This is a genomic window from Streptomyces sp. NPDC030245 (assembly GCF_055572995.1).
On record NZ_JBVICF010000006.1, the window covers coordinates 211,747 to 230,889 of the forward strand.

General features: G+C 73.6%; 18 protein-coding genes. 6 read left to right on the plus strand and 12 right to left on the minus strand.

Annotated features, from left to right (window positions below):
* Positions 1-45: 45 nt before the first annotated feature.
* Both ACZ4Z4_RS18470 and ACZ4Z4_RS18475 read right to left on the minus strand, forming a co-directional pair.
* A complete protein-coding gene (locus tag ACZ4Z4_RS18470) occupies positions 46-1,464 on the minus strand; it encodes an SWIM zinc finger family protein (protein ID WP_468328069.1) in 1,419 nt (472 codons plus the stop codon).
* Positions 1,461-4,436 (minus strand): DEAD/DEAH box helicase, encoded by a 2,976-nt coding sequence (locus tag ACZ4Z4_RS18475; protein ID WP_468328071.1) that lies wholly within the window; start codon positions 4,434-4,436, stop codon positions 1,461-1,463. Before ACZ4Z4_RS18475 ends, ACZ4Z4_RS18470 begins: the two co-directional genes overlap by 4 nt.
* Positions 4,437-4,678: 242 nt before the next feature.
* Here ACZ4Z4_RS18475 and ACZ4Z4_RS18480 point away from each other — a divergent pair, with 242 nt between their 5' ends.
* From ACZ4Z4_RS18480 to ACZ4Z4_RS18495, 4 genes are all read left to right on the plus strand, one after another.
* Complete coding sequence (locus ACZ4Z4_RS18480) at positions 4,679-5,650, plus strand: metallophosphoesterase family protein (protein WP_468328073.1); 972 nt, start codon at positions 4,679-4,681, stop codon at positions 5,648-5,650.
* Between the two features lie 10 nt (positions 5,651-5,660).
* The gene (locus ACZ4Z4_RS18485) at positions 5,661-6,941 is read left to right on the plus strand and encodes an MFS transporter (RefSeq protein ID WP_468328075.1); all 1,281 of its coding nucleotides are present in this window, start codon (positions 5,661-5,663) and stop codon (positions 6,939-6,941) included.
* Positions 6,938-7,990, plus strand: coding sequence for a TolB-like translocation protein (locus ACZ4Z4_RS18490; RefSeq protein WP_468328077.1), 1,053 nt, complete (start codon positions 6,938-6,940; stop codon positions 7,988-7,990). Before ACZ4Z4_RS18485 ends, ACZ4Z4_RS18490 begins: the two co-directional genes overlap by 4 nt.
* Before the next feature lie 149 nt (positions 7,991-8,139).
* A complete protein-coding gene (locus tag ACZ4Z4_RS18495) occupies positions 8,140-8,598 on the plus strand; it encodes a RidA family protein (RefSeq protein ID WP_468328079.1) in 459 nt (152 codons plus the stop codon).
* On the opposite strand, the gene ACZ4Z4_RS18500 is transcribed toward ACZ4Z4_RS18495, so the two are convergent.
* From ACZ4Z4_RS18500 to ACZ4Z4_RS18520, 5 genes are all read right to left on the minus strand, one after another.
* Positions 8,595-9,608: a glycoside hydrolase family 6 protein gene (locus tag ACZ4Z4_RS18500; protein WP_468328081.1), complete on the minus strand. Its 1,014-nt coding sequence runs from the start codon at positions 9,606-9,608 to the stop codon at positions 8,595-8,597. The two genes, ACZ4Z4_RS18495 and ACZ4Z4_RS18500, sit on opposite strands and share 4 nt — an antisense overlap.
* Positions 9,609-9,729: 121 nt before the next feature.
* Positions 9,730-10,683, minus strand: a complete 954-nt coding sequence (gene pip / locus ACZ4Z4_RS18505) for a prolyl aminopeptidase (RefSeq protein ID WP_468328083.1) — start codon at positions 10,681-10,683, stop codon at positions 9,730-9,732.
* A gap of 25 nt (positions 10,684-10,708) precedes the next feature.
* On the minus strand, positions 10,709-11,923 hold the full coding sequence (locus tag ACZ4Z4_RS18510) for an MFS transporter (protein ID WP_468328085.1): 1,215 nt from the start codon (positions 11,921-11,923) through the stop codon (positions 10,709-10,711).
* A gap of 33 nt (positions 11,924-11,956) precedes the next feature.
* A complete protein-coding gene (locus tag ACZ4Z4_RS18515) occupies positions 11,957-12,682 on the minus strand; it encodes a uracil-DNA glycosylase (protein WP_468328087.1) in 726 nt (241 codons plus the stop codon).
* A 57-nt stretch (positions 12,683-12,739) separates the two neighbouring features.
* Entirely contained in the window at positions 12,740-14,119 is a 1,380-nt protein-coding gene (locus ACZ4Z4_RS18520) for a M20/M25/M40 family metallo-hydrolase (protein WP_468328089.1), read from the minus strand.
* A 142-nt stretch (positions 14,120-14,261) separates the two neighbouring features.
* On the opposite strand from ACZ4Z4_RS18520, the gene ACZ4Z4_RS18525 reads away from it, so the two are divergent.
* On the plus strand, positions 14,262-14,690 hold the full coding sequence (locus tag ACZ4Z4_RS18525) for an RNA-binding S4 domain-containing protein (RefSeq protein WP_468328091.1): 429 nt from the start codon (positions 14,262-14,264) through the stop codon (positions 14,688-14,690).
* Between the two features lie 67 nt (positions 14,691-14,757).
* On the opposite strand, the gene ACZ4Z4_RS18530 is transcribed toward ACZ4Z4_RS18525, so the two are convergent.
* The gene (locus tag ACZ4Z4_RS18530) at positions 14,758-15,462 is read right to left on the minus strand and encodes a class I SAM-dependent methyltransferase (protein WP_468328093.1); all 705 of its coding nucleotides are present in this window, start codon (positions 15,460-15,462) and stop codon (positions 14,758-14,760) included.
* Positions 15,463-15,504: 42 nt separating this feature from the next.
* Positions 15,505-16,422 (minus strand): acyltransferase domain-containing protein, encoded by a 918-nt coding sequence (locus tag ACZ4Z4_RS18535; protein ID WP_468328473.1) that lies wholly within the window; start codon positions 16,420-16,422, stop codon positions 15,505-15,507.
* A 129-nt stretch (positions 16,423-16,551) separates the two neighbouring features.
* Here ACZ4Z4_RS18535 and ACZ4Z4_RS18540 point away from each other — a divergent pair, with 129 nt between their 5' ends.
* Complete coding sequence (locus tag ACZ4Z4_RS18540; RefSeq protein WP_468328475.1) at positions 16,552-16,812, plus strand: DUF6343 family protein; 261 nt, start codon at positions 16,552-16,554, stop codon at positions 16,810-16,812.
* A 16-nt stretch (positions 16,813-16,828) separates the two neighbouring features.
* Here ACZ4Z4_RS18540 and ACZ4Z4_RS18545 read toward each other — a convergent pair whose 3' ends face one another.
* From ACZ4Z4_RS18545 to ACZ4Z4_RS18555, 3 genes are all read right to left on the minus strand, one after another.
* A complete protein-coding gene (locus ACZ4Z4_RS18545; protein WP_468328095.1) occupies positions 16,829-17,191 on the minus strand; it encodes a tetratricopeptide repeat protein in 363 nt (120 codons plus the stop codon).
* A gap of 184 nt (positions 17,192-17,375) precedes the next feature.
* Positions 17,376-17,978 (minus strand): dephospho-CoA kinase, encoded by a 603-nt coding sequence (coaE, locus tag ACZ4Z4_RS18550; protein ID WP_468328097.1) that lies wholly within the window; start codon positions 17,976-17,978, stop codon positions 17,376-17,378.
* 51 nt (positions 17,979-18,029) lie between these two features.
* Positions 18,030-18,968, minus strand: a complete 939-nt coding sequence (locus tag ACZ4Z4_RS18555; protein ID WP_468328098.1) for a PAC2 family protein — start codon at positions 18,966-18,968, stop codon at positions 18,030-18,032.
* Positions 18,969-19,143: the final 175 nt, after the last annotated feature.

A 19,143-nucleotide genomic window follows, 5' to 3' on the forward strand; every position in this document is an offset into this window, starting at 1 on the left:
GCCTCCTTTCGGTTTGCAGATGACTGTCCTACGACCGCGCTCCGGCTAGTCCCTCACAACTCCCGCGAGCGCCCCCACCGGATCCACGTCCGCCTCCCCCTCCGGCCACCAGTCGTCCGCGCCCGGCTCGCTTCGGTACGGGTACCAGCGGGCGTCGCGGCCGTAGCGGAGTTGGAGGGTGCCCTCGGGGTTCGTGAGGTGGTTGTGGTGGATCGTCATGCGGGGGAGGTCCGCCGCGGTCAGGGCGCCGCGGGCGCGGTCGAAGGGGCCCGCCGGGGGGTCCCAGGGGGATTCGAGGACCGTCAGGCCCTCCTCGCCGCCCTGCCGCCAGGCCGCCGCGGCCCGGGAGAGGTCCGCGGGGGTGTGCCCCACGGACCTGGCCAGTTCGGCGAACTGCCGGCTGAACGTGCGGCGGCCGGTGAGGCCGGGGTGCGAGGCGGCCAGGCGGACCGCGTCGTGCCAGGGGGAGACGGCCGTGAAGGGGTCCGTGCCCGTCGTGAGGAACGCGTGGGCGCGGGCCGCCGCGTCCGTCACCAGGAACTCCAGCGCCGTCGGGTCCGGCGCGCCGGGCAGGGACGGGAGGACCGGGGGGTCGCCCGCGTGCGCCGGTGGTGCGAGCGGGGGCGGGAGCGGGGAGCGGTACTCCGTGGCCAGTGCCTCTCGCGCCAGGACGGTCGGGAGGGTCGGGGGGGTTGGGAGGGTCGCGGAGGCAGGGTCGGGGGTGGTCTGGTCCGGCGGGGACTCGGCTGTGTGGGGCGCGGGTGTGTGGGGTGCCAGTGACTGCCGTGCTGCCGACTCGTGTTGTTCCGCCGCCGACAACCGCGTGTTCCTGCGCGAGAGTTCGTCCAGGAGGTCCTGTTCCTCGCCGCCGCGCAGCAGCAGGAGCACGAAGGGGTCCGCGTCCAGGAGGCGGGCCGTCTGGTAGGCGAGGGCGGCCGCGTGTTTGCAGGGGTGGCCCCGGTCCGGGCAGGTGCAGGAGGGGGCCAGCTCGCGGGCGCCGGGGAGCAGGGGCACGTCCGCCCGGACCGCCGCGTCGGCCAGGGCGTGCGGCATCTCCTTGTCGAGCAGCGCCGCGATGCGCGCGGGGTCGGTGGCCACGGCGTCGAGAAAGCGGTCCCAGTGCTCGGGAAGCATCGTCCGCAGGCGGATCTCCGCGCGGTACGGGCGGGGGCGGCTGCCGTGGACGTACGCGACGATGCGGCCCGGCGCGACGGTGATGGTGTCGACGGCGCCCTCGCGCGCGTACGCACGGCCGCGGGCCAGGCGGGCCTGGTCCAGGGCGCTGCCCTCCAGCGCGTCGAGCCACGCGTTGCCCCACCAGGAGGTGGCGAAGGGGGCGCCCGGGTCGGGGTTCGCGGGCAGGGCCGGGAAGACGCGGCCGCTGCCCATGCGGCTCGTCTCGCTCATTCCGCTGGCCCGGCCCAGGCCACCACCGCGGCCGGGCCGCCCGCTCCGCTGCGTCATGCCGTCCTCCTCAGCGCCACGAGGTCCGCGAGCTCCGCGTCGGACAGTTCCGTGAGGGCCGCCTCGCCTCCGTCGCCGAGCACCGCGTCCGCCAACGCCCGCTTCGCCGCGAGGAGTTCGGCGATGCGGTCCTCGACCGTGCCCTCGGTGACCAGGCGGTGGACCTGGACCGGCTGGGTCTGGCCGATGCGGTACGCGCGGTCGGTGGCCTGCTCCTCCACCGCCGGGTTCCACCAGCGGTCGTAGTGGATCACGTGGCCCGCCCGGGTGAGGTTGAGGCCCGTGCCCGCCGCCTTGAGGGAGAGCAGGAAGACGGGGATTTCGCCGGACTGGAAGCGGTCCACCATCTCCTCGCGGCGCGCCACCGGGGTGCCGCCGTGCAGGAGCTGGCTCGGGATGCCGCGGGCGGTCAGGTGCGCTTCGAGGAGGCGGGCCATCTGCACGTACTGCGTGAAGATCAGGACCGCGCCCGCGCTCTCCGACTCGGCGAGGATCGTGTCGAGGAGTTCGTCAAGCAGCTCCAGTTTGCCCGAGCGGGGGCGGCCGGTGCGCGTCGTGAGCGTGCCGTCCTTCAGATACTGCGCGGGGTGGTTGCAGATCTGCTTGAGCGCCATCAGCAGCTTCATGACCAGGCCGCGGCGCGCCATGCCGTCCGACGCCTCGATGCGGGCCATCGTCTCGCGCACCACCGCCTCGTACAGCGAGGTCTGTTCGCGGGTGAGGGTGACCGGGTGGTCGGTCTCCGTCTTCGGGGGCAGCTCCGGGGCGATGCCCGGATCGGACTTCTTGCGGCGCAGGAGGAAGGGGCGGACGAGGCGGGCCAGGCGCTCCAGCGCCTCGTCGTCCGCACCGGTCCCCGAGGGGTCGCCGCCCTCCACGAGGCGCGCGTGCCGGGCGCGGAACGCCTTGAGGGGGCCGAGCAGCCCCGGCGTCGTCCAGTCGAGCAGCGCCCAGAGCTCGGAGAGGTTGTTCTCCACGGGGGTGCCGGTGAGCGCGACCCTGGCCTGCGCGGGGATCGTGCGCAGCGCCTTCGCCGTCGCCGCGTGCGGGTTCTTGACGTGCTGTGCCTCGTCCGCGACGACCAGGCCCCAGGACTGCTCGGCCAGTTCGGGTGCGCTCGTGCGCATCGTCCCGTACGTGGTGAGGACGAAGCCGCCGTCGGTGTCCAGGCCGGCGAGGGTGCGGCCCGCCCCGTGGAAGCGGCGCACCGGCACGCCCGGCGCGAACCGCTCGATCTCCCGCTGCCAGTTGCCGAGCAGCGACGCGGGACAGACGACGAGTGTGGGCGCGGGGTGCCTGCGGTGCAGGTGGAGGGCGATCAGTGTGATCGTCTTGCCGAGGCCCATGTCGTCGGCGAGGCAGCCGCCGAGGCCCAGGGAGGTCATGCGGTCGAGCCAGGCCAGACCGCGGAGTTGGTAGTCCCGGAGGGTCGCGTGCAGGCCCGGCGGCTGGGCGAGGACGTCGAGGTCGCCCGTCACGCGCTCGCGCAGCCGGGCCAGCGCGCCGAGGGGGACGGCGGGCACGCGCTCGCCGTCCACCTCGGCCGTGCCGGTGAGCGCGACGGACAGGGCGTCGACCGGGTCGAGCAGGCCGAGGTCCCGCTTGCGCGCCCTGCGGACCATCTCGGGGTCGACGACGACCCACTGGTCGCGGAGGCGGACGACCGGGCGGTGCGCCTCCGCCAGTACGTCGAGCTCCGCGTCGGTCAGCGGCTCCTCCTGGTCGCCGAACGCCACCTGCCAGCGGAATTCGAGGAGTTTCTCCGTCTTGAAGAAGTCGAAGTTGTCGGCGGCGGTGCCGGGGGCCGGGCGGACGACGGCGGTGGCGGTGAGGCCCCGGGTGAGCTCCCTGGGCCAGTGGACGGCCACACCGGCCGCGGCGAGCCGGCCGGCCGCCGCGCCCAGGAGGTCGTACAACTCCTCCTCGCCGAGCGGCAGCACGTCGGGGCGCGGCCGCTCCAGGAGTCTGCCGAGCGGCGGCCACACGCGGGCCGCGCGGCGCAGCGCGAGCAGCGTGTCGACGCGGGCCCGCGGCCCGAAGTGGTCGGCGCCCGCCCAGAGTCGGGGCACGTCCGTCACGAGCGCCGGGTCGGCGAGGCTGTGCACCTGGACGACGGCGGCAGCCGGTGAGCGCGATGCGCCTTCGGTGTCGTCCGTCCCGTCCCTGGAGTACTCGCCCCCGTCGAACACCTCGTGGGTCCGCAGGTCCAGGCGGAGCGAGACCCGGACTCCGGCGTCCATTCCGGCGGCGACCTCGGCGGCCCACTCGCGCGCGCCCGGCAGGTGCTGCGGCTCGCGCGCGGCGAAGGGCGCGCCGACCGCGTGCGCGGCGGCGGGGGTGCGCGGCAGGGCGTCGACCACCGCGTCGACGAACGCTCTGACCAGGGCGAACGGCTGCGGCAGCCGAAGCGGTCCGGGGCCCGCCAGCGGCACCGCGTGCGCCTCTGCGGGCAGCGCGGCGGCGATGGCCCGCAGGTGCGCGACGTCGGCCTCGTCCATCGGGCCCGCCCGCCACGCGTCCATGTCCCGCGCGGTCAGGCCGGGCAGCAGTCTGCCCCGTGCGGCGAGGTGCAGCGCGTGCCGCGCGGCCGCGGTCCAGCAGGCCGCGGTGGGGTGCGGGCGCGCGGTGCGGAGCAGGAGCGACACGGCGTCTGCGAGGGGCAGGAACAGGGCGGGGACGGTGCGGGCGCGGGCGCCCTTGCCGTGCTTACGGGCGACGACGAGGTCGCCCCGCGTGGCGCCGGGCAGCCCTTCCCGTACGCCTCCGGGCCCGCCCTCGTCCGGAAGGTCGCCTACCGCCGGAATGTCCCCCGGCAGCTCCCCGCCATCCGGCCGCCAGAAGGCGATCCGTCCCTCCCGGGGCACCTCCGCCGGCAGGAAGACGGCGGCGCACGAACGGACGAGAAGGGCGCCCTCAAGGGCCTGCCCCTCCCCTGCCGCCTCCGCCGTCATCACCACCGCCGCCTCACTCATCCCCTGCTCACGCCCGCGTCACGCCACCTGTCACCCGTGCTCGCCACCCTAGGCGAGGCCACTGACAAAGCGGACCGCACCGGCCCTGCGCAGCCTCCGCGCAGGGCCCCGCTCAGCCCCCCGCCGACACTAGAAGGAAAGTTTCCTAACAATTATCGTCCGAAGTCATTGACGCGCACATGGCGCATCGCCAGGATTCCCCGAGACGGCCCGGCACCCCCACGCCAACCGAGGAGACGGACATGCCGCCCACCCCCCGCGCCACGAACTCCGGCACGAGCAACTCCCGTACGCGCAAAGCCCGTTGGGGCATCCCCATCGCCACCGGCGCCTCGCTCGCCCTGGTCGGCGGCGTGCTGCTGTGGTCGCCCGCCGAAGAGGCCGGCGCCTCCCCCGCCGCGGCCCCGGCGGCGGGCGCCTTCACCGCGGTCGCCGCGGGCGACATCGCCGAGCAGTGCACGGCGAGCAGCAGCAGCTGCAAGCACCCCAAGACCGCGGCCCTGGTGAAGCAGATCAACCCGTCCTTCATCATGACCATGGGCGACAACCAGTACGACGACGCGCGCCTGAAGGACTTCCAGAAGTACTACGACAAGACCTGGGGCGCCTTCAAGAACAAGACGCGGCCCGTCCCCGGCAACCACGAGAGCTACGACCCGGCGGGCCCGTTCAAGGGCTACAAGTCCTACTTCGGGTCCATCGCCTACCCCGACGGCAAGAGCTACTACAGCTTCGACCAGGGCAACTGGCACTTCATCGCCCTCGACTCCAACAAGTTCGACGACGACGAGCAGATCGACTGGCTCAAGGACGACCTCGCCGACAACTCCAAGAAGTGCGTGGCCGCGTACTGGCACCACCCCCTCTTCTCCTCCGGAGGGCACGGCAACGACCCGGTGAGCCGCCCGGTCTGGGAGCTGCTCCAGGAGAACAAGGCCGAGCTCGTCATGAACGGCCACGACCACCACTACGAGCGGTTCGCCCCGCAGAACGCCGACGGCGAGGCGGACGACGACGGCATCGTCGAACTCCTCGGCGGCATGGGCGGCGCCAACCCGTACGACATCGAGGAGGTCCAGCCCAACAGCCAGAAGCGGCTCACCAAGACCTTCGGCGTCGTCAAGCTGAACTTCACCGACACCGGGTTCTCCTGGAACCTCGTCGCCACGGACGGCTCGACGAAGGACACCAGCCCGTCCTACACCTGCCGCTGAGACGAGCGCCATGTACCTCGCCTCCACCGACGCGGTCGCCAAGGCCTCGGAGAAGTCCGAGGCCCGGCGCGGCCGCGTCGCGGGCCCCGTCCTCGCGCTCGGCGCGGTCAGCCTGGTCACGGACATCTCCTCGGAGATGGTCACCGCCGTACTGCCGCTCTACTTCGTCCTCCAACTCGGTCTCTCCCCTCTTCAATTCGGTTTCCTCGACGGGCTCTACAACGGAGTCACGGCCCTGGTGCGGCTGGCCGGCGGATACGCCGCCGACCGCGGCGGGCGGCACAAGCTGGTGGCGGGCGGCGGCTACGCGCTCTCCGCGCTGTCCCGGCTCGGGCTGCTCCTCGCGGGCGGCGCCACCGCCGGGATCGGCGCGGCGCTCGCCGCCGACCGCATCGGCAAGGGTGTGCGCACCGCGCCGCGCGACGCGCTCATCTCGCTGAGCAGCCCGCCCGACGCGCTGGGCCGCGCCTTCGGTGTGCACCGGGCGATGGACACGACGGGCGCGCTGCTCGGCCCGCTCGCCGCGTTCGCGCTGCTGTGGGCGACCGCCGACGCGTACGACGCCGTGTTCGTGGTCAGCTTCTGCTTCGGACTGCTCGGGGTGCTGATGCTGGTCGCGTTCGTGCCGGGGCATCGGGCGCAGCAAGCGATCACTCCAGTGCGGGCGCAGGGTGCCGCGCAGCCCGCGTCCGGTTCCGCCGGGCGGCGCGCCAAGGCGCTCGACCTGCTGCGCGTCCCCGCCTTCCGGCGCGTCCTTCTCGCCGCCGCGCTGCTCGGCGCGGCCACCATCGGCGACGCGTTCCTCTACCTCCTCCTCCAGCGGCGGCTCGACTTCGCGGTCTCGTGGTTCCCGCTGCTGCCGCTGGGCTCCGCCGCCGTGTACCTGCTGCTCGCCGTTCCGGCCGGGCGGCTCGCCGACCGCGTCGGGCGCCGCATGCCGTTCCTCGCGGGGCACGTGGCGCTGCTCGGCGGCTACCTCCTGCTGCTCTCGCCCACCGACGGCTGGCCCCTGCTCATCGGCGTACTGCTGCTGCTCGGTCTCTTCTACGCGGCCACCGACGGCGTCCTCATGGCCCTGGTCGCACCCGTCGTCGCCCAGGAGCGGCGGGCCAGCGGCATGGCCGTCCTACAGACCGGGCAGGCGCTCGCCCGGCTTCTCGCCGCGGCCGGATTCGGTGCGGCCTGGACGCTGTGGGGCGTGGGGACCGCGCTGACCTGCGCGGCGATCGCACTGACCGGGGCGCTCGCCGGGGCGGCCGCCCTGCTTCCGTCCTCCGAAAGGCCCACATGACCTCGCCTCCCGACACCAGCGCCACCGACACCGTCGGGGCGTCTCGCTCCCTCCACTCCCTCCGCTCCCGGATCGTCGCCGTCGCCGCGTCCGCCGCCGTGCTCGCGGGTGTCGCTGTCGCCTACACCGTGCACGCGGCGCAGGACGCCCAGTCGGCCGACGCCCCCTCGGAGTTCGGCCTCGACCGGGGGAAGCTCTACTTCCGCAGCACGGAGGCGGGCGCGGGCCGGGTCGCCCGCATCCCCGCGTCCGGCAAGGCCGCCCGCACCACCGGCGCCCGCACCACCGGCGGCCCCTCCTGCGAGCGCTTCTACGCCGCCGGGGGCACCGGTCTGTGCCTCCAGCGCCGAGCCGGCATCCCGCCCAAGTCGTACGCCGTCGTCCTCGACGCCAAGCTCCGCGAGAAGCGGCGTATCGCGCTCACCGGGATTCCCAACCGGGCCCGGGTCTCGGCGTCGGGCCGGATGCTGTCCTGGACCATGTTCGCCACCGGCGACTCCTACGCGGGCTCGTCCTTCTCCACCCGCACCTCGATCCTCGACACCCGCACCGGCTACCTGATCAAGAACATGGAGGAGATACCCCTCACCCTCGACGGCCGCCGCTACCACTCCCCCGACGTCAACTACTGGGGCGTGACCTTCACCAAGGACGACAACGTCTTCTACGCGACCGTCTCCACCAAGGGCAAGACGTACCTCGTGCGCGGCGACATGAAGAAGTGGGCGGCGACCGCCCTGCGTTCGAACGTCGAGTGCCCCTCGCTCTCCCCCGACAACACCCGCATCGCCTTCAAGAAGCGAGTGCGGAAGGGGACCCGGGACCCCTGGCGGCTGTACGTCCTCGACCTCCGGACGATGCGCGAGCGCCCCCTGGCCGAGCGGCGCAACGTCGACGACCAGGCCGCCTGGCTGGACGACGGCACCCTCGCGTACGCCCTGCCGGGCGAGGACGGCCGCAAACATGACATCTGGTCGACGCCCGCGAACGGCTCGGGGAAACCCACGCTCCGGGTACGAGGCGGCAGTTCACCGGCGGCGGTGCGCTGAGGCACGGGAGGCACGTGAGCGTGTGAGGCGCGGGGAGCCGGTCGGGCGCCGGTGCCGGTGCGGTGCCTGTGCCGGTGCGGTGCCGGTGCCGGTGCCGGTGTCGCGGAAATTGGGATGCGTGACCGACCGGCTTCACGCACGATCGCCGCATGTCTGCCCCGGAACGCGCCCCCGCGCCCACCCGCACCGTCGTGCCCACCCTCTTCCCGCCCCCCGGCTACGCCCACGCCGCCGTCGTCGAAGCCGGCACCCGGCTCGCCTTCATGGCGGGCTCCGTCCCGCTCGACCCCGAGGGCAACCTCGTCGGGGAGGGCGACATCGCCCGCCAGACGGAGCAGGTCATCGCCAACCTCGACGAGGCCCTGCGCGCGGTGGGCAGCGACCTGTCGCAGGTGGTGGCCAGCACCGTGTACGTGGTCGGGCACGCGACCGCCGCGCTCGGCACGGCCTGGGAGGCCGTCAGCCGCACCGACCTGCACGCGGGCCCGCACACCTCGACGCTGCTCGGCGTGTCCTGTCTCGGCTACCCCGGCCAGCTCGTCGAGATCACCGCCACCGCGGTCGTCCCCGACGGCCCGGTCGCCGAGGGCCGGGGACACCGGCCCTAGTCGCGCGACCTGCGCGCCAGGCCCAGTGCGTACTCCGGCCACCACTGGCCCGCCCGCGGCCCGCCCCGGCACGTGCCGTCGGACTCGCCGGGGCGCTTGATCCACAGGTAGGCGTCGAGCAGGGGCGTGCCGGTGCGGGCGGTGGGCGGTGTGCCGAGGGCGCGGCCCGGGGGGTTGCACCACGGCTGGCTGCCCGCGTAGGGGCCGTTGCCGTTGCGGCTGCTGTCGATGACGAAGTGCTTGTCGCCGCCGAGTGCCGCGGCGAGCCGCAGGCCGTACTCGGAGGTCACCTGGTCCGTCTGGTGGTTGGACACGTTCAGCGCGAAGCCGTCGGCCTCGGCGATCCCGGCGCGGCGCAGCGGGGCGACCAGGCGCCGCTCGTCGGGGATCCAGGCGGCGTTCCCCGCGTCGACGTAGACCTTCGTGGCCGGTTGCTGCTTGAGGCGCTGGACGGCGTGGGCCAGCAGCCCGTACCGCTCGGCGGCGTCGGCTTGCGGGCAGCCCGCCACCAGGTGGGCGACGGCGTCCGGCTCCAGGATCACGTAGGCGCCCCGGGTGCCGAGTCCGGAGGCGAAGTCGTCGATCCACCGGCGGTAGTGCGCGGCGTCGCGGGCGCCGCCCGCGGAGTACGCGCCGCAGTCGCGGTCCGGGATGTAGTACGCGACGAGGACCGCGGTGCGCCCCGCCGTCGCCGCCGCCTCGACATGGGTGCGGACGACGGCGCCGGGGCGTTCGTTGCTGAGCCAGACGGCCTGGGGGCGCCCCGCGATGCGTTCGATGAGGCGGGCGTCCTCGGTGCGGCCCGCCGCCTGCCACTGGATCACCTGGCGGGCGGCGGCGCTGTAGGGGTCGACCCAGAAGACGGGCTCGGCCGGCTCCGCGGGCCCCGCTCCGTGCGCCGCGACGCCGCCGGTCACCGCCGCGCCGAGGAGCAGGGCGGCGGCGAGGACCGCTCGGGTCAGGGTGCGTCGGGGTCGCGGGAGGGAACGGCGGAAGGGCTGCTGGGACACCGGGCGGCTCCAGTCGTTCGGGCTGATCCGGCGCCGGCGGTGCTCGGCGCTTTCCCCGGAGTGTGGGTGATCGACGCGCCCCGGCCGGGGTCCGTGCCCGGCAGTTCACCCGGAAGAGGGCTCAGGCGCGACGGAACCGGTCCGTCGCCGCCGTCAGCTCCTCCGCGATGCCCCGCGCCCCCGCGTCGTGCCCCGCGCCGTCCACGACGACGAGTTCGCTGCCGGGCCACGCCTGTTGCAGGCGCCACGGGATGCCCAGGAGGTTGCCGAAGTCCATGCTGCCCTGGACCAGTACGCCCGGGATGCCCGCCAGGGATGCCGCGTCGCGCAGGACGACCTCGTCGCCGCCCAGCCAGTGGTCGTGGGCGAAGTAGTGCGTGACGGTGCGCGCGAAGCGGTACCGGAAGTCCGCGTCCTCGTAGCGGGGGACGGATCTCGGGGGCGCGGGCACGAAGGCCGTCTCCCAGTCCGTCCAGGCCCGCGCGGCGGTGGCCCGCACCGCCGGGTCGGGCGACTCCAGGAGCCGGTGGTAGGCGGCGGCGAGATCACCGTCCCGGTCCTCCTGCGGCACCACGTCGCGGAACGCCCGCCACGCCTCGGGGAAGATGCGGCCGAGCCCCCGCGTCATGAGTTCCACCTCGGCGCGGCTGCCCGTGGCGATGCCGGTGAGGACCAGTTCCGAGACCCGGTCCGGGTGCGTCTGCGCGTACCGCAGGCCGAGCACACATCCGAACGAGACGCCCCACACGAGCCACCGCTCGACGCCCAGGTGGCGCCGCAGCAGCTCCAGGTCGCAGATCAGATGCTTGATCGTGTTGACGCCCATGTCGGTGGCCGGATCGCTCGCGGGCGGCGTGGAGCGGCCGGCGCCGCGCTGGTCGAGCAGGACGATCCGGTACGCGTCGGGGTCGAAGTACCGGCGGAAGAAGGACGTGCTGCCGGAGCCGGGGCCGCCGTGCAGGACCACGGCCGGCTTGCCGCGCGGATTGCCGCAGACCTCCCAGTACACGCGGTTGCCGTCGCCGACGTCGAGCATGCCGCTGTCGTGGGGTTCGATGTCCGGATAGAGGCCCATCGGGGCAGCCTAGGTGCTGCCCCGGTCACTCCGCACGGGCGTTCCGCATCCGCCCGTACGCGTATACGCAGCCCGCGAGCGCCAGGTCGGAGAGGAGCATGAAGCCGATCGAGTACGAGTCCTTGGCGCTGTAAATGGCGCCCATGACCAGCGGCGGCACGAACCCGCCGAGGCCGCCCACCGCGCCCACGATGCCGGTGACGGAGCCGACCTGGGGCTGCGGGGTGACCTGGGAGACGAGCGCGAAGACGCTGCCGCTCGCCGTGCCGAGGCCCGCCGCCATGACGAGGAAACAGATCGTGCCGAGCGGGTTCAGCGCCGGGTCGAAGGCCTGGACGACGGCGAAGAGGGCGACGACGGCGAGGGCGGCGGTGGTGACCGTGGCCGGGTGGAGCCGGTCCGAGAGCCAGCCGCCGACGGGCCGGAAGACGACGGTGACGAGCGCGAAACCGGCGGCCTTGGTACCGGCGTCGGTGGGCGAGAGGTCGTACCAGGTCTTCAGATACGTGGGCAGGTACACGCCGAAGGCGACGATCCCGCCGAAGCCGATCGCGTAGAGCGCGGAGAGTTCCCAGGTGACCCGGAGCCGGCCCGCCTGCCCCAGGCGGGTGCCGAGCGAGCTGGTGGGCACGGGCCGGTCGGGGCGGTCGCTGATGAGGAACGCGGCGAGCACCGCGAAGGCGGCGAGCGCGATCGCCACGATGATGTACGGCAGGTTGTCGCCGTGCTCGGCGATGCGCGGCGTGAAGTACCCGGAGAGCGCCACGCCGCCCATGCCCATGCCGAAGACGCCGAGCGCGAAGCCCCTGCGGGCGGGCGGGAACCAGGAGTTGACGAGCGGGATGCCGATGGCGAAGGTCGTCCCGCCGAGGCCGAGCAGGAAGCCGACCGCGAGCATCGCGCCGAAGCTGTCGCGCGCCGGGATGATCAGCAGCACCGGGATGATGGTGAGCGCCGAGACGAGCGGGAACATCAGCCGGGCGCCGTACCGGTCGGTCAGGGCGCCGACCGGCACCCGGCCCAGCGAGCCGACGATCACCGGCACGGCGACCAGGAGGGACTGCTCGAAGGAGCTGAGGCCCAGCCGGTCCTTGAAGTCGCTGCCGAGCGGTGCCACCAGGTCCCAGGCCCAGAAGGTGAGCGTGAACCCGATGGTCGCCACGGCCAGATTGCGGTAGGCGGCGCCGGAGGGCTTGTCCCCGGGGGCGTCGGAGGGCTTGGCCGTACGAGTCTCGTCCACGTCCTCACGCTAGGAATCAGTGCCGGGCGCGGCTCACTCTGCTGGGCCGTTCGGGTGCAGGCCCGCCTCGAAGGCCGCCGAGCGCAGCACCTCCCGCAGCATCGCGGGCGTGAGGCGCCCGGTGAACGTGTTGCGCTGGCTGACGTGGAAGCAGCCGAAGACGTCGAGCGGCTCCTGCTCGGGGCCGCCCGGCGCCAGCCGCACGTGCGCCCCGTGTCCGAAGGCCGGGCGTGGCTTCGGCACCTGCCAGCCCGCCGCCGCGAAGGCGGGCAGCGCGGCCTGCCAGCCGAAGCCGCCGAGGACGACCACCGACCTGAGCGTCGGCGCGAGCAGCTTCAGCTCGCTCACCAGCCAGGAGCGGCAGGTGTCGCGCTCTTCCGTGGTGGGCTTGTTGGCGGGCGGGGCGCAGTGCACGGGCGAGGTGATGCGGGTGCCGTACAGCGTCAGGCCGTCGTCGGCGCTCTCGGCGGTGGGGCGGGAGGCGAGGCCGACGTCGTACAGCGCCGGGTAGAGGAATTCGCCCGAGCGGTCGCCGGTGAACATGCGGCCCGTGCGGTTGGCGCCGTGCGCGGCGGGCGCGAGGCCGACGAGCAGGAGCGCGGCGTCGTGCGGGCCGAAGCCGGGCACCGGGCGTCCCCAGTACGTCCAGTCGGCGAAGGCCGCGCGTTTGGTGCGCGCGACCTCCTCGCGCCAGTCGACGAGCCGGGGGCAGGCACGGCACCCGGTGATCCGCTGGTCCAGTTCGCTCAGGCCGTCCATGTCCTCCACCGTACGGATGTCCGCGCCGGCGCCATGGCCGGCCTTTCCCGCATACGCTCAGGTCAGCGCGGGGCCGCCCGTCGTACGGAGGTCCGCTGCCCGGAAGTCCGCCGCGTACTCCCGTACGAAGGCGCACAGCGCGACGACGGTGTTGCGCAGCTCCGAGAGGAGGACGCGTTCGTTCGGCGCGTGCAGGTTGCACATGGTGTCCTGGGCGCCGAAGAGCAGGACCTCGGCGCCGGGCGCCGCCTTGGCGAGGCCGTTGACCAGCGGGATGGAGCCGCCGGTCGAGATGTACGAGGCGTCCGTGCCCCAGGCCTCCTTCAGCGCGGCGCGTGCGGCGCGGTGGGCGGGGCCGCCGGTGGCCGCCTCGTAGCCGGGGCCCGCGGCGCCGGGCCTGACGGTGAGCGGGATGCCGAAGGGCTTGAGCGAGCGCAGGTGGGCGACGAGCCGGCCCTGGGCCTCCCTGGGGTCCTGCCGGGGGTGGAAGCGCAGGTTCAGCCTGGCCCTCGCGTACGGCACGACGGCGGAGACGGCATGGTCGACGCTGGGCGCGTCCAGGCCGATCACGGTGATCGCGGGTCCGCTCCACAGCCGCTCGCCGAGACTGCCGCTGCCGAACAGCGGCACCCCCTCGCGCACGCCCGCCAGGGAGCGGAACTCCTCTTCCGTGTACGTCGTGCCGGCCCAGTCCTCGCGTCGCAGCCCCTCGACCGCGACGTCCCCGTGCACGTCGTGGAGGGTGCCGAGCGCCTTGAGGAGGACGAGCAGCGCGTCGGGTGCGGCGCCCCCGAACTCCCCGCTGTGGCGCGGCTCGTCGAGGGTGCGGACCTCGACCACCACTTCGCAGGCGCCGCGCAGACCGGTGGCGAGGGTGGGGGTGCCGGGGCGGATGTTGCCGTGGTCGGCGATCACCATGGCGTCGCAGGCGAACCGCTCCGGGTCGGTGGGCGGGTGCCCCTCGAAAACGCTGCCGTACTCCTCCTGCCCCTCGATGACGAGCTTGACGCCGACCGGCGGGCGGCCTCCGTAGGCCCGCAGCATGCCCAGGTGGGCGATGACGTTGGCCTTGTCGTCCGCGATGCCGCAGCCGCGCAGGCCGCCTTCGACGGGGGTCGGCTCGAAGGGCGGCGACCGCCACAGCGACTCGTCGCCCGGCGGCTGCACGTCGTAGTGGCCGTAGAGCAGGACGGTCGGCGCGCCGGGCTCGGGGGGCGGGATCTCCCCGAGGACCACCGGGGCGGTGTCCGGCAGGTCGAGCCGCTCCACACGCGGGACACCGGCGTCGCGCAGCAGCCCGGCCACCAGGTCGTGGGCCTGCTCGACCGGCTCGGGCGGGTACCCGGGAAAGGCGATCGAGGGAATCGAGGCGAGCCGTACGAGGTCGGCTTGCAGCCCGTCCATCAGAGCGTCGACGGTGGCTTCGAAAGACGTCATGAGCAGCACTCCTGGGAGTCGTACGTCACCTTCGGACCGATTACCGTGATTCGTCCGGATTATGGGTGGCGGGGTTCAGCGGTTTCCGGACGGCTCGCCGGGAGCCCGGCATGCCGCGCCGGAGCCGGACTAAGGTCGACACATGGCTTCGGAGACTTCAGCTACAGGGGGCGGCGGTTCCGGCGGCGGTCCGGCGGGCGAGGGGTCGGTGCGTGTCGACAGCTGGATCTGGTCGGTCCGTCTCGTCAAGACCCGCTCGGCCGGCGGCGCGGCGTGCAAGGGCGGCCACGTCCGGGTCAACGGCGAGCGCGTCAAGCCCGCGTACGGCGTGCATGTGGGCGACGAGGTGCGTCTGCGGCAGGCGGGCGGCCGGGAGTGTGTGGTGATCGTCAAGCGCCTCATCCGCAAGCGCGTCGGCGCGCCGGTCGCCGTCGAGTGCTACGTCGACAACTCGCCGCCCCCGCCGCCCCGTGAGGCGGTCGCTCCCGCGGGCATCCGTGACCGCGGCACGGGCCGCCCCACGAAGCGGGACCGCCGCGAGATGGAACGCCTCCGGACGCCGAAGGGCTGACCGCCCGGGGGAATCGGAACGTTCCGAGGGCCTCGACCGAGAGGGGGGCCGCCCGGGTGGCTCCCCCTCAGCCCGCCGGAACCGCCCGCACCCAAGTGCCGTCCTCCGTCAGGTACTTGTCGACCTTCAGGCCGGCCTCCGCGAGCGCCTCCTCGAACTGTTCCGGAGTGAGCGGGCGGGCGCGGAACGTCTGGGTCCATAGGGCGTCGGGGAAGACGTACTCCGCGCGCACCTCGTTCACGCCGTCGCCGACCGGCTCGGCCGAGAGGATCCGGACCGTGTACCCGCCCGGGTCGACGCGCTCTCTCGGGAGGTTCGTGTGGTAGTCCGCGCCCTCCCGCTGGATCAGCACGCAGCCCTGGTCCGTGACGTGCTCGCGGCAGGCCCTGAGCATGCGGCGCCGCACCGCCGCGTCGCCGGTGTGCACGAGGAACGAGGCGAGCATCACCACGGGGAACTTCTCGTCCAGGTCGAGCCGCTCGATCGGGCTCAGCACGGTGCGCACCCCGCCGTCGAGCGCGGCCACCCTCTCCAGCATCTCGGCCGACTCGTCCACGGCGGTCACCCGGAAACCGCGCTCCAGGAGGGGGCGGGTCACCCGGGCCGCGCCGCAGCCCAGCTCCAATATGTGCGCCCCGGGCGGCACGGCGCCCTCGATGACGTCCGGCTCGTCCCCGACGGACAGGCGCGCGTACAGCTCGACCGCGCAGCCGTCCGGCGTGATCGCGCCGGGTCCCGTCCCCTCGTAGCCCTCACGCATCTCCACGCTCATGCCCGGCCAACGAAGGCCGCCCCGCCCCCGTTCCCGAACCCCTCACGGCTCCACCGCCTCCAGCGGGAACCAGCCATGTCCGCCGTACCAGTGGCCGCCCGCCCGCAGATGGTCGCCCACGGCCCTCTCCACCCTTGTCCGCCTGGGGAGTTCGGCCACGGGAAGGTCGCGGTCGCCGAAGACGAAGGCGACGGGGTCACCGTCCTCGGGCTCCGGTCCAGCACTGTCGACGAGGTGGAATCGCCGCTGGAAGCGGACGATGTTCGAATCCGCGGGCAGGTGGTCCCGCAGCTGCGGGTCGAGCAGCCAGGAGTGGCAGACGGCTGTCTCATATCGCTCCTCCGGGAAGTGCCGGGCGAAGAACGTCCGCGCCAGGGAGAGCGACCGGTCGCAGGCCTCGGGCGTCAAGGGCCCCCGGAAGTCGGCGATGTGGAGGCTCAGACAGGGGTCGCCCGGCCCCGCCGGATGTCCGGCCGCGGCGGTCGCGGCTCCCATGCGTTCGTCCAGCACGCCACGCTCGAACTGAAGGCGCCCCAGCTGATAGAGCTCGCCCCGGAAGTGCAGGACGTGCCACCCCGGAGCGACGAGGCCGCGGCTGCCGCGCGCCCTGCGGTGCACCGCCATGTGGCGGCCGAGGTCGGCGAGGGTGCGGCGGGAGACGTCGTCGGGGATGCCGCGGTCGCGGTGGTACGCGCGCACGTGCTCCAGCGCCGCCACGAACACGTACACGGAGAAGCAGCGCCCGAGCTCACCGCACGCCTCGGGCAGCGTGAGGACGCGGCCGCCGCGGCCGACCGCACCCATGTCGCGCACGACGGCGTCCACACAACGGTCGAGCAGCCACCGCGCCTCCGGGTCCGCCCACAGCCGGCCGCGCAGCGCCACCAGGGGGTTGATGTCCTCATGGGGCACGGCGAGGTCGAGGAGCACGTCCGGCAGCTCGTCGGCGGCCGGCAGCACCGCCTCGGCCCGCGGCTCCCCCGCGGCCTCCAGCTCCCGGAGCCAGGCGGCGAGCCGCTCGTCGGACCTGAGCGCTTCCAGCACGTTCCCACCCTCTTTATCCTGTAAAGGAGGAGATGACCGCTCATGATGCGCACAGGCAGTGAACCGGTGACCGCACGCAGTCCGCTCCGGATGCGCCTGTGGTTCAGCGTATGGGGCCTTGTCTGGGCCGGCTTCGGAACCGTTGCCTTCGCCCTCGCCGGGCGCACCGGGTGGGCCGTGGCGTGCGGGGTGCTGCTGGCGGTGGTCGCCGCTGATTTGGCGTGGGTCGTGCACCGGATGCGGCAGGGCCCGCACTACCAGCCGGGCCGGGACGTCCCGCCGTACGATCCGCCGGACGCCCCCTAGCCCGGCCTCCGGAGGCTCAGTCGTCGAAGCGGGCCGCCGCCAGGTACTCCGGCTGCGGGTCCAGCGCGGCCGCGAGCCGGAAGTGGCGGCGGGCCTGCTCGGGCCGTGAGGCGCGCTCGTAGGTGCGGGCGAGTGCGAAGTGCGCGAAGGCGTTGTCCGGCTCACGCTCCAGGACGATGGAGAACTCCAGCTCCGCGGCGCGCAGTTGCGCGGCGGCGAAGAAGGCGCGCGCCCGCAGCAGGCGGGCCGCCGTGTTCTCGGGGTGGGCGGCGATGACCGTGTCGAGCAGCTTCACCGCGCCACGCGGGTCCCGGGCGGCGAGGAGCTGCTCCGCCGCGCGGAAATCGATGACATGACTCTCCGGGGTGATGTCGGGCACGCCGGGCTCCTTCCCTCGCTTCCCCGTGTCAACGCACGCCGCACCCTCGCCTATTCCGCACAGCTGTCTCACGCGCGCGGGGCCGCGCTCGGCGCGCCGCGACGGCCGCGGACGCGTCTGCCCACGGCGGTTCGGTGGCGGGTGCGGCTTTGGTCTCGGTTGCTCGCGCAGTTCCCCGCGCCCCTTAACGGGCGCTCGCCCTTCGAGCAAGGTCCGCCCAGACCTCGGCGACCCGGTCCGCGAGGCCGTCCAGCGGGCCGTCGTTGTCGATCACGATGTCCGCGATCTCCAGGCGCTTCTCGCGGGTCGCCTGCGCGGCCATCCGCGCGCGGGCGTCCGCCTCGCTCATGCCGCGCAGCCGCACCAGGCGGTCGAGCTGGGTCTCGGGGCTCGCGTCGACGACGACCACGACGTCGTACAGCGGTGCGAGGCCGTTCTCCGCCAGGAGGGGAACGTCGTGGACGACCACCGCGTCGTCGGACGCGGACTGTTCGAGCTCGGCGGAGCGGGCGCCGACGAGCGGATGCACGAGGGAGTTCAGGACGGCCAGCTTCTCGGCGTCGGCGAAGACGATCGCGCCCAGCTTCGGCCGGTCCAGGGAGCCGTCCGGAGCGAGCACCTCCCGCCCGAAGGCGTCAACGACCGCCGCCAGGCCCGGAGTTCCCGGCTCCACCACCTCACGTGCGATCTTGTCCGCGTCGATCAGCACCGCACCCGACGCGACAAGCAGCCGCGACACCTCACTCTTGCCGGCACCGATTCCGCCGGTCAGGCCCACTTTCAGCATGACCGGCAGCTTAGGGCCTACCGGCCGGGCAGGCCCCGGCCGGTCGCGGCCTCACGCGTCGCCCTCCCGCTCCGCGAGGAAGCGCTCGAATTCGCGGCCGATCTCGTCGGCGGACGGGATGTCCGCCGGCTCGGCGAGCATGTTGCCCCGGTCCTGCGCGCCCGCCGCCGCGTCGTACTGATGCTCCAGACCCTGGACGAGCGCCACCAGCTCCTCGTCGCCCTCCTGGATCTGCCGGTCGATCTCGGTCTGGGTGCGGTGCGCCTCGGTGCGCAGTCCGTGCGCGACGGTGGGCAGCACCAGGCCGGTGGCGGCGGTGATCGCCTCAAGGACCGTGAGGGCCGCGTCCGGGTACGTGGAGCGCGCGATGTAGTGCGGGACGTGCGCCGCGACACCCAGCACGTCGTGACCGGCCGCCAGGAGGCGGTACTCCACCAGGGAGGCCGCGCTGCCCGGCACCTGCGCCTCGTCGAAGGGGCTGCGGTGGCCCGGCACCAGGTCGGTGCGGTTGCCGTGCGGCGTGAGGCCCACGGGGCGGGTGTGCGGGACGCCCATGGGAATGCCGTGGAAGTTCACGGAGAGGCGCACCCCGAGCCGCTCCACGATCTGCTGGACGGCCTTGGCGAAACGCTCCCACTCCACGTCCGGCTCGGGCCCGGAGAGCAGCAGGAAGGGCGCGCCGGTGGCGTCCTGGACGAGGCGGACGTCGAGCGTCGGCTCCTCGTAGTCGCTCCAGCGGTCGCGTCGGAAGGTGAGCAGCGGGCGGCGGGCGCGGTAGTCCACGAGCCGGTCGTGGTCGAATCTCGCCACCACCTGCCCGGGAAGGGTGTCCGTGAGCCGCTCGACGATCTGGTCGCCGGTTTCGCCCGCGTCGATGTATCCGTCGAAGTGGTAGAGCATGACCAGTCCGGCCGACTCCTGGGCGAGCGCCATGTCTACGACGGCGAGGCCCTTCGGCTCCCATGCGTACAAACCCTGCGGATCAAGCACTGTGACCGCTCCTCCTCGTGTTCGTAACGGAGAACGCACGCGGGGACACGCGCATTCCCGCCACGCCGTGGCCGTGCTCCCCTCCTTCGAGGCCCGGTCGACCCTGGTCCATACCTTGACGCGCACATGCCCCGCCTCTACCTTCTCAACGTTCATATGCACACTCCGAGTTCAC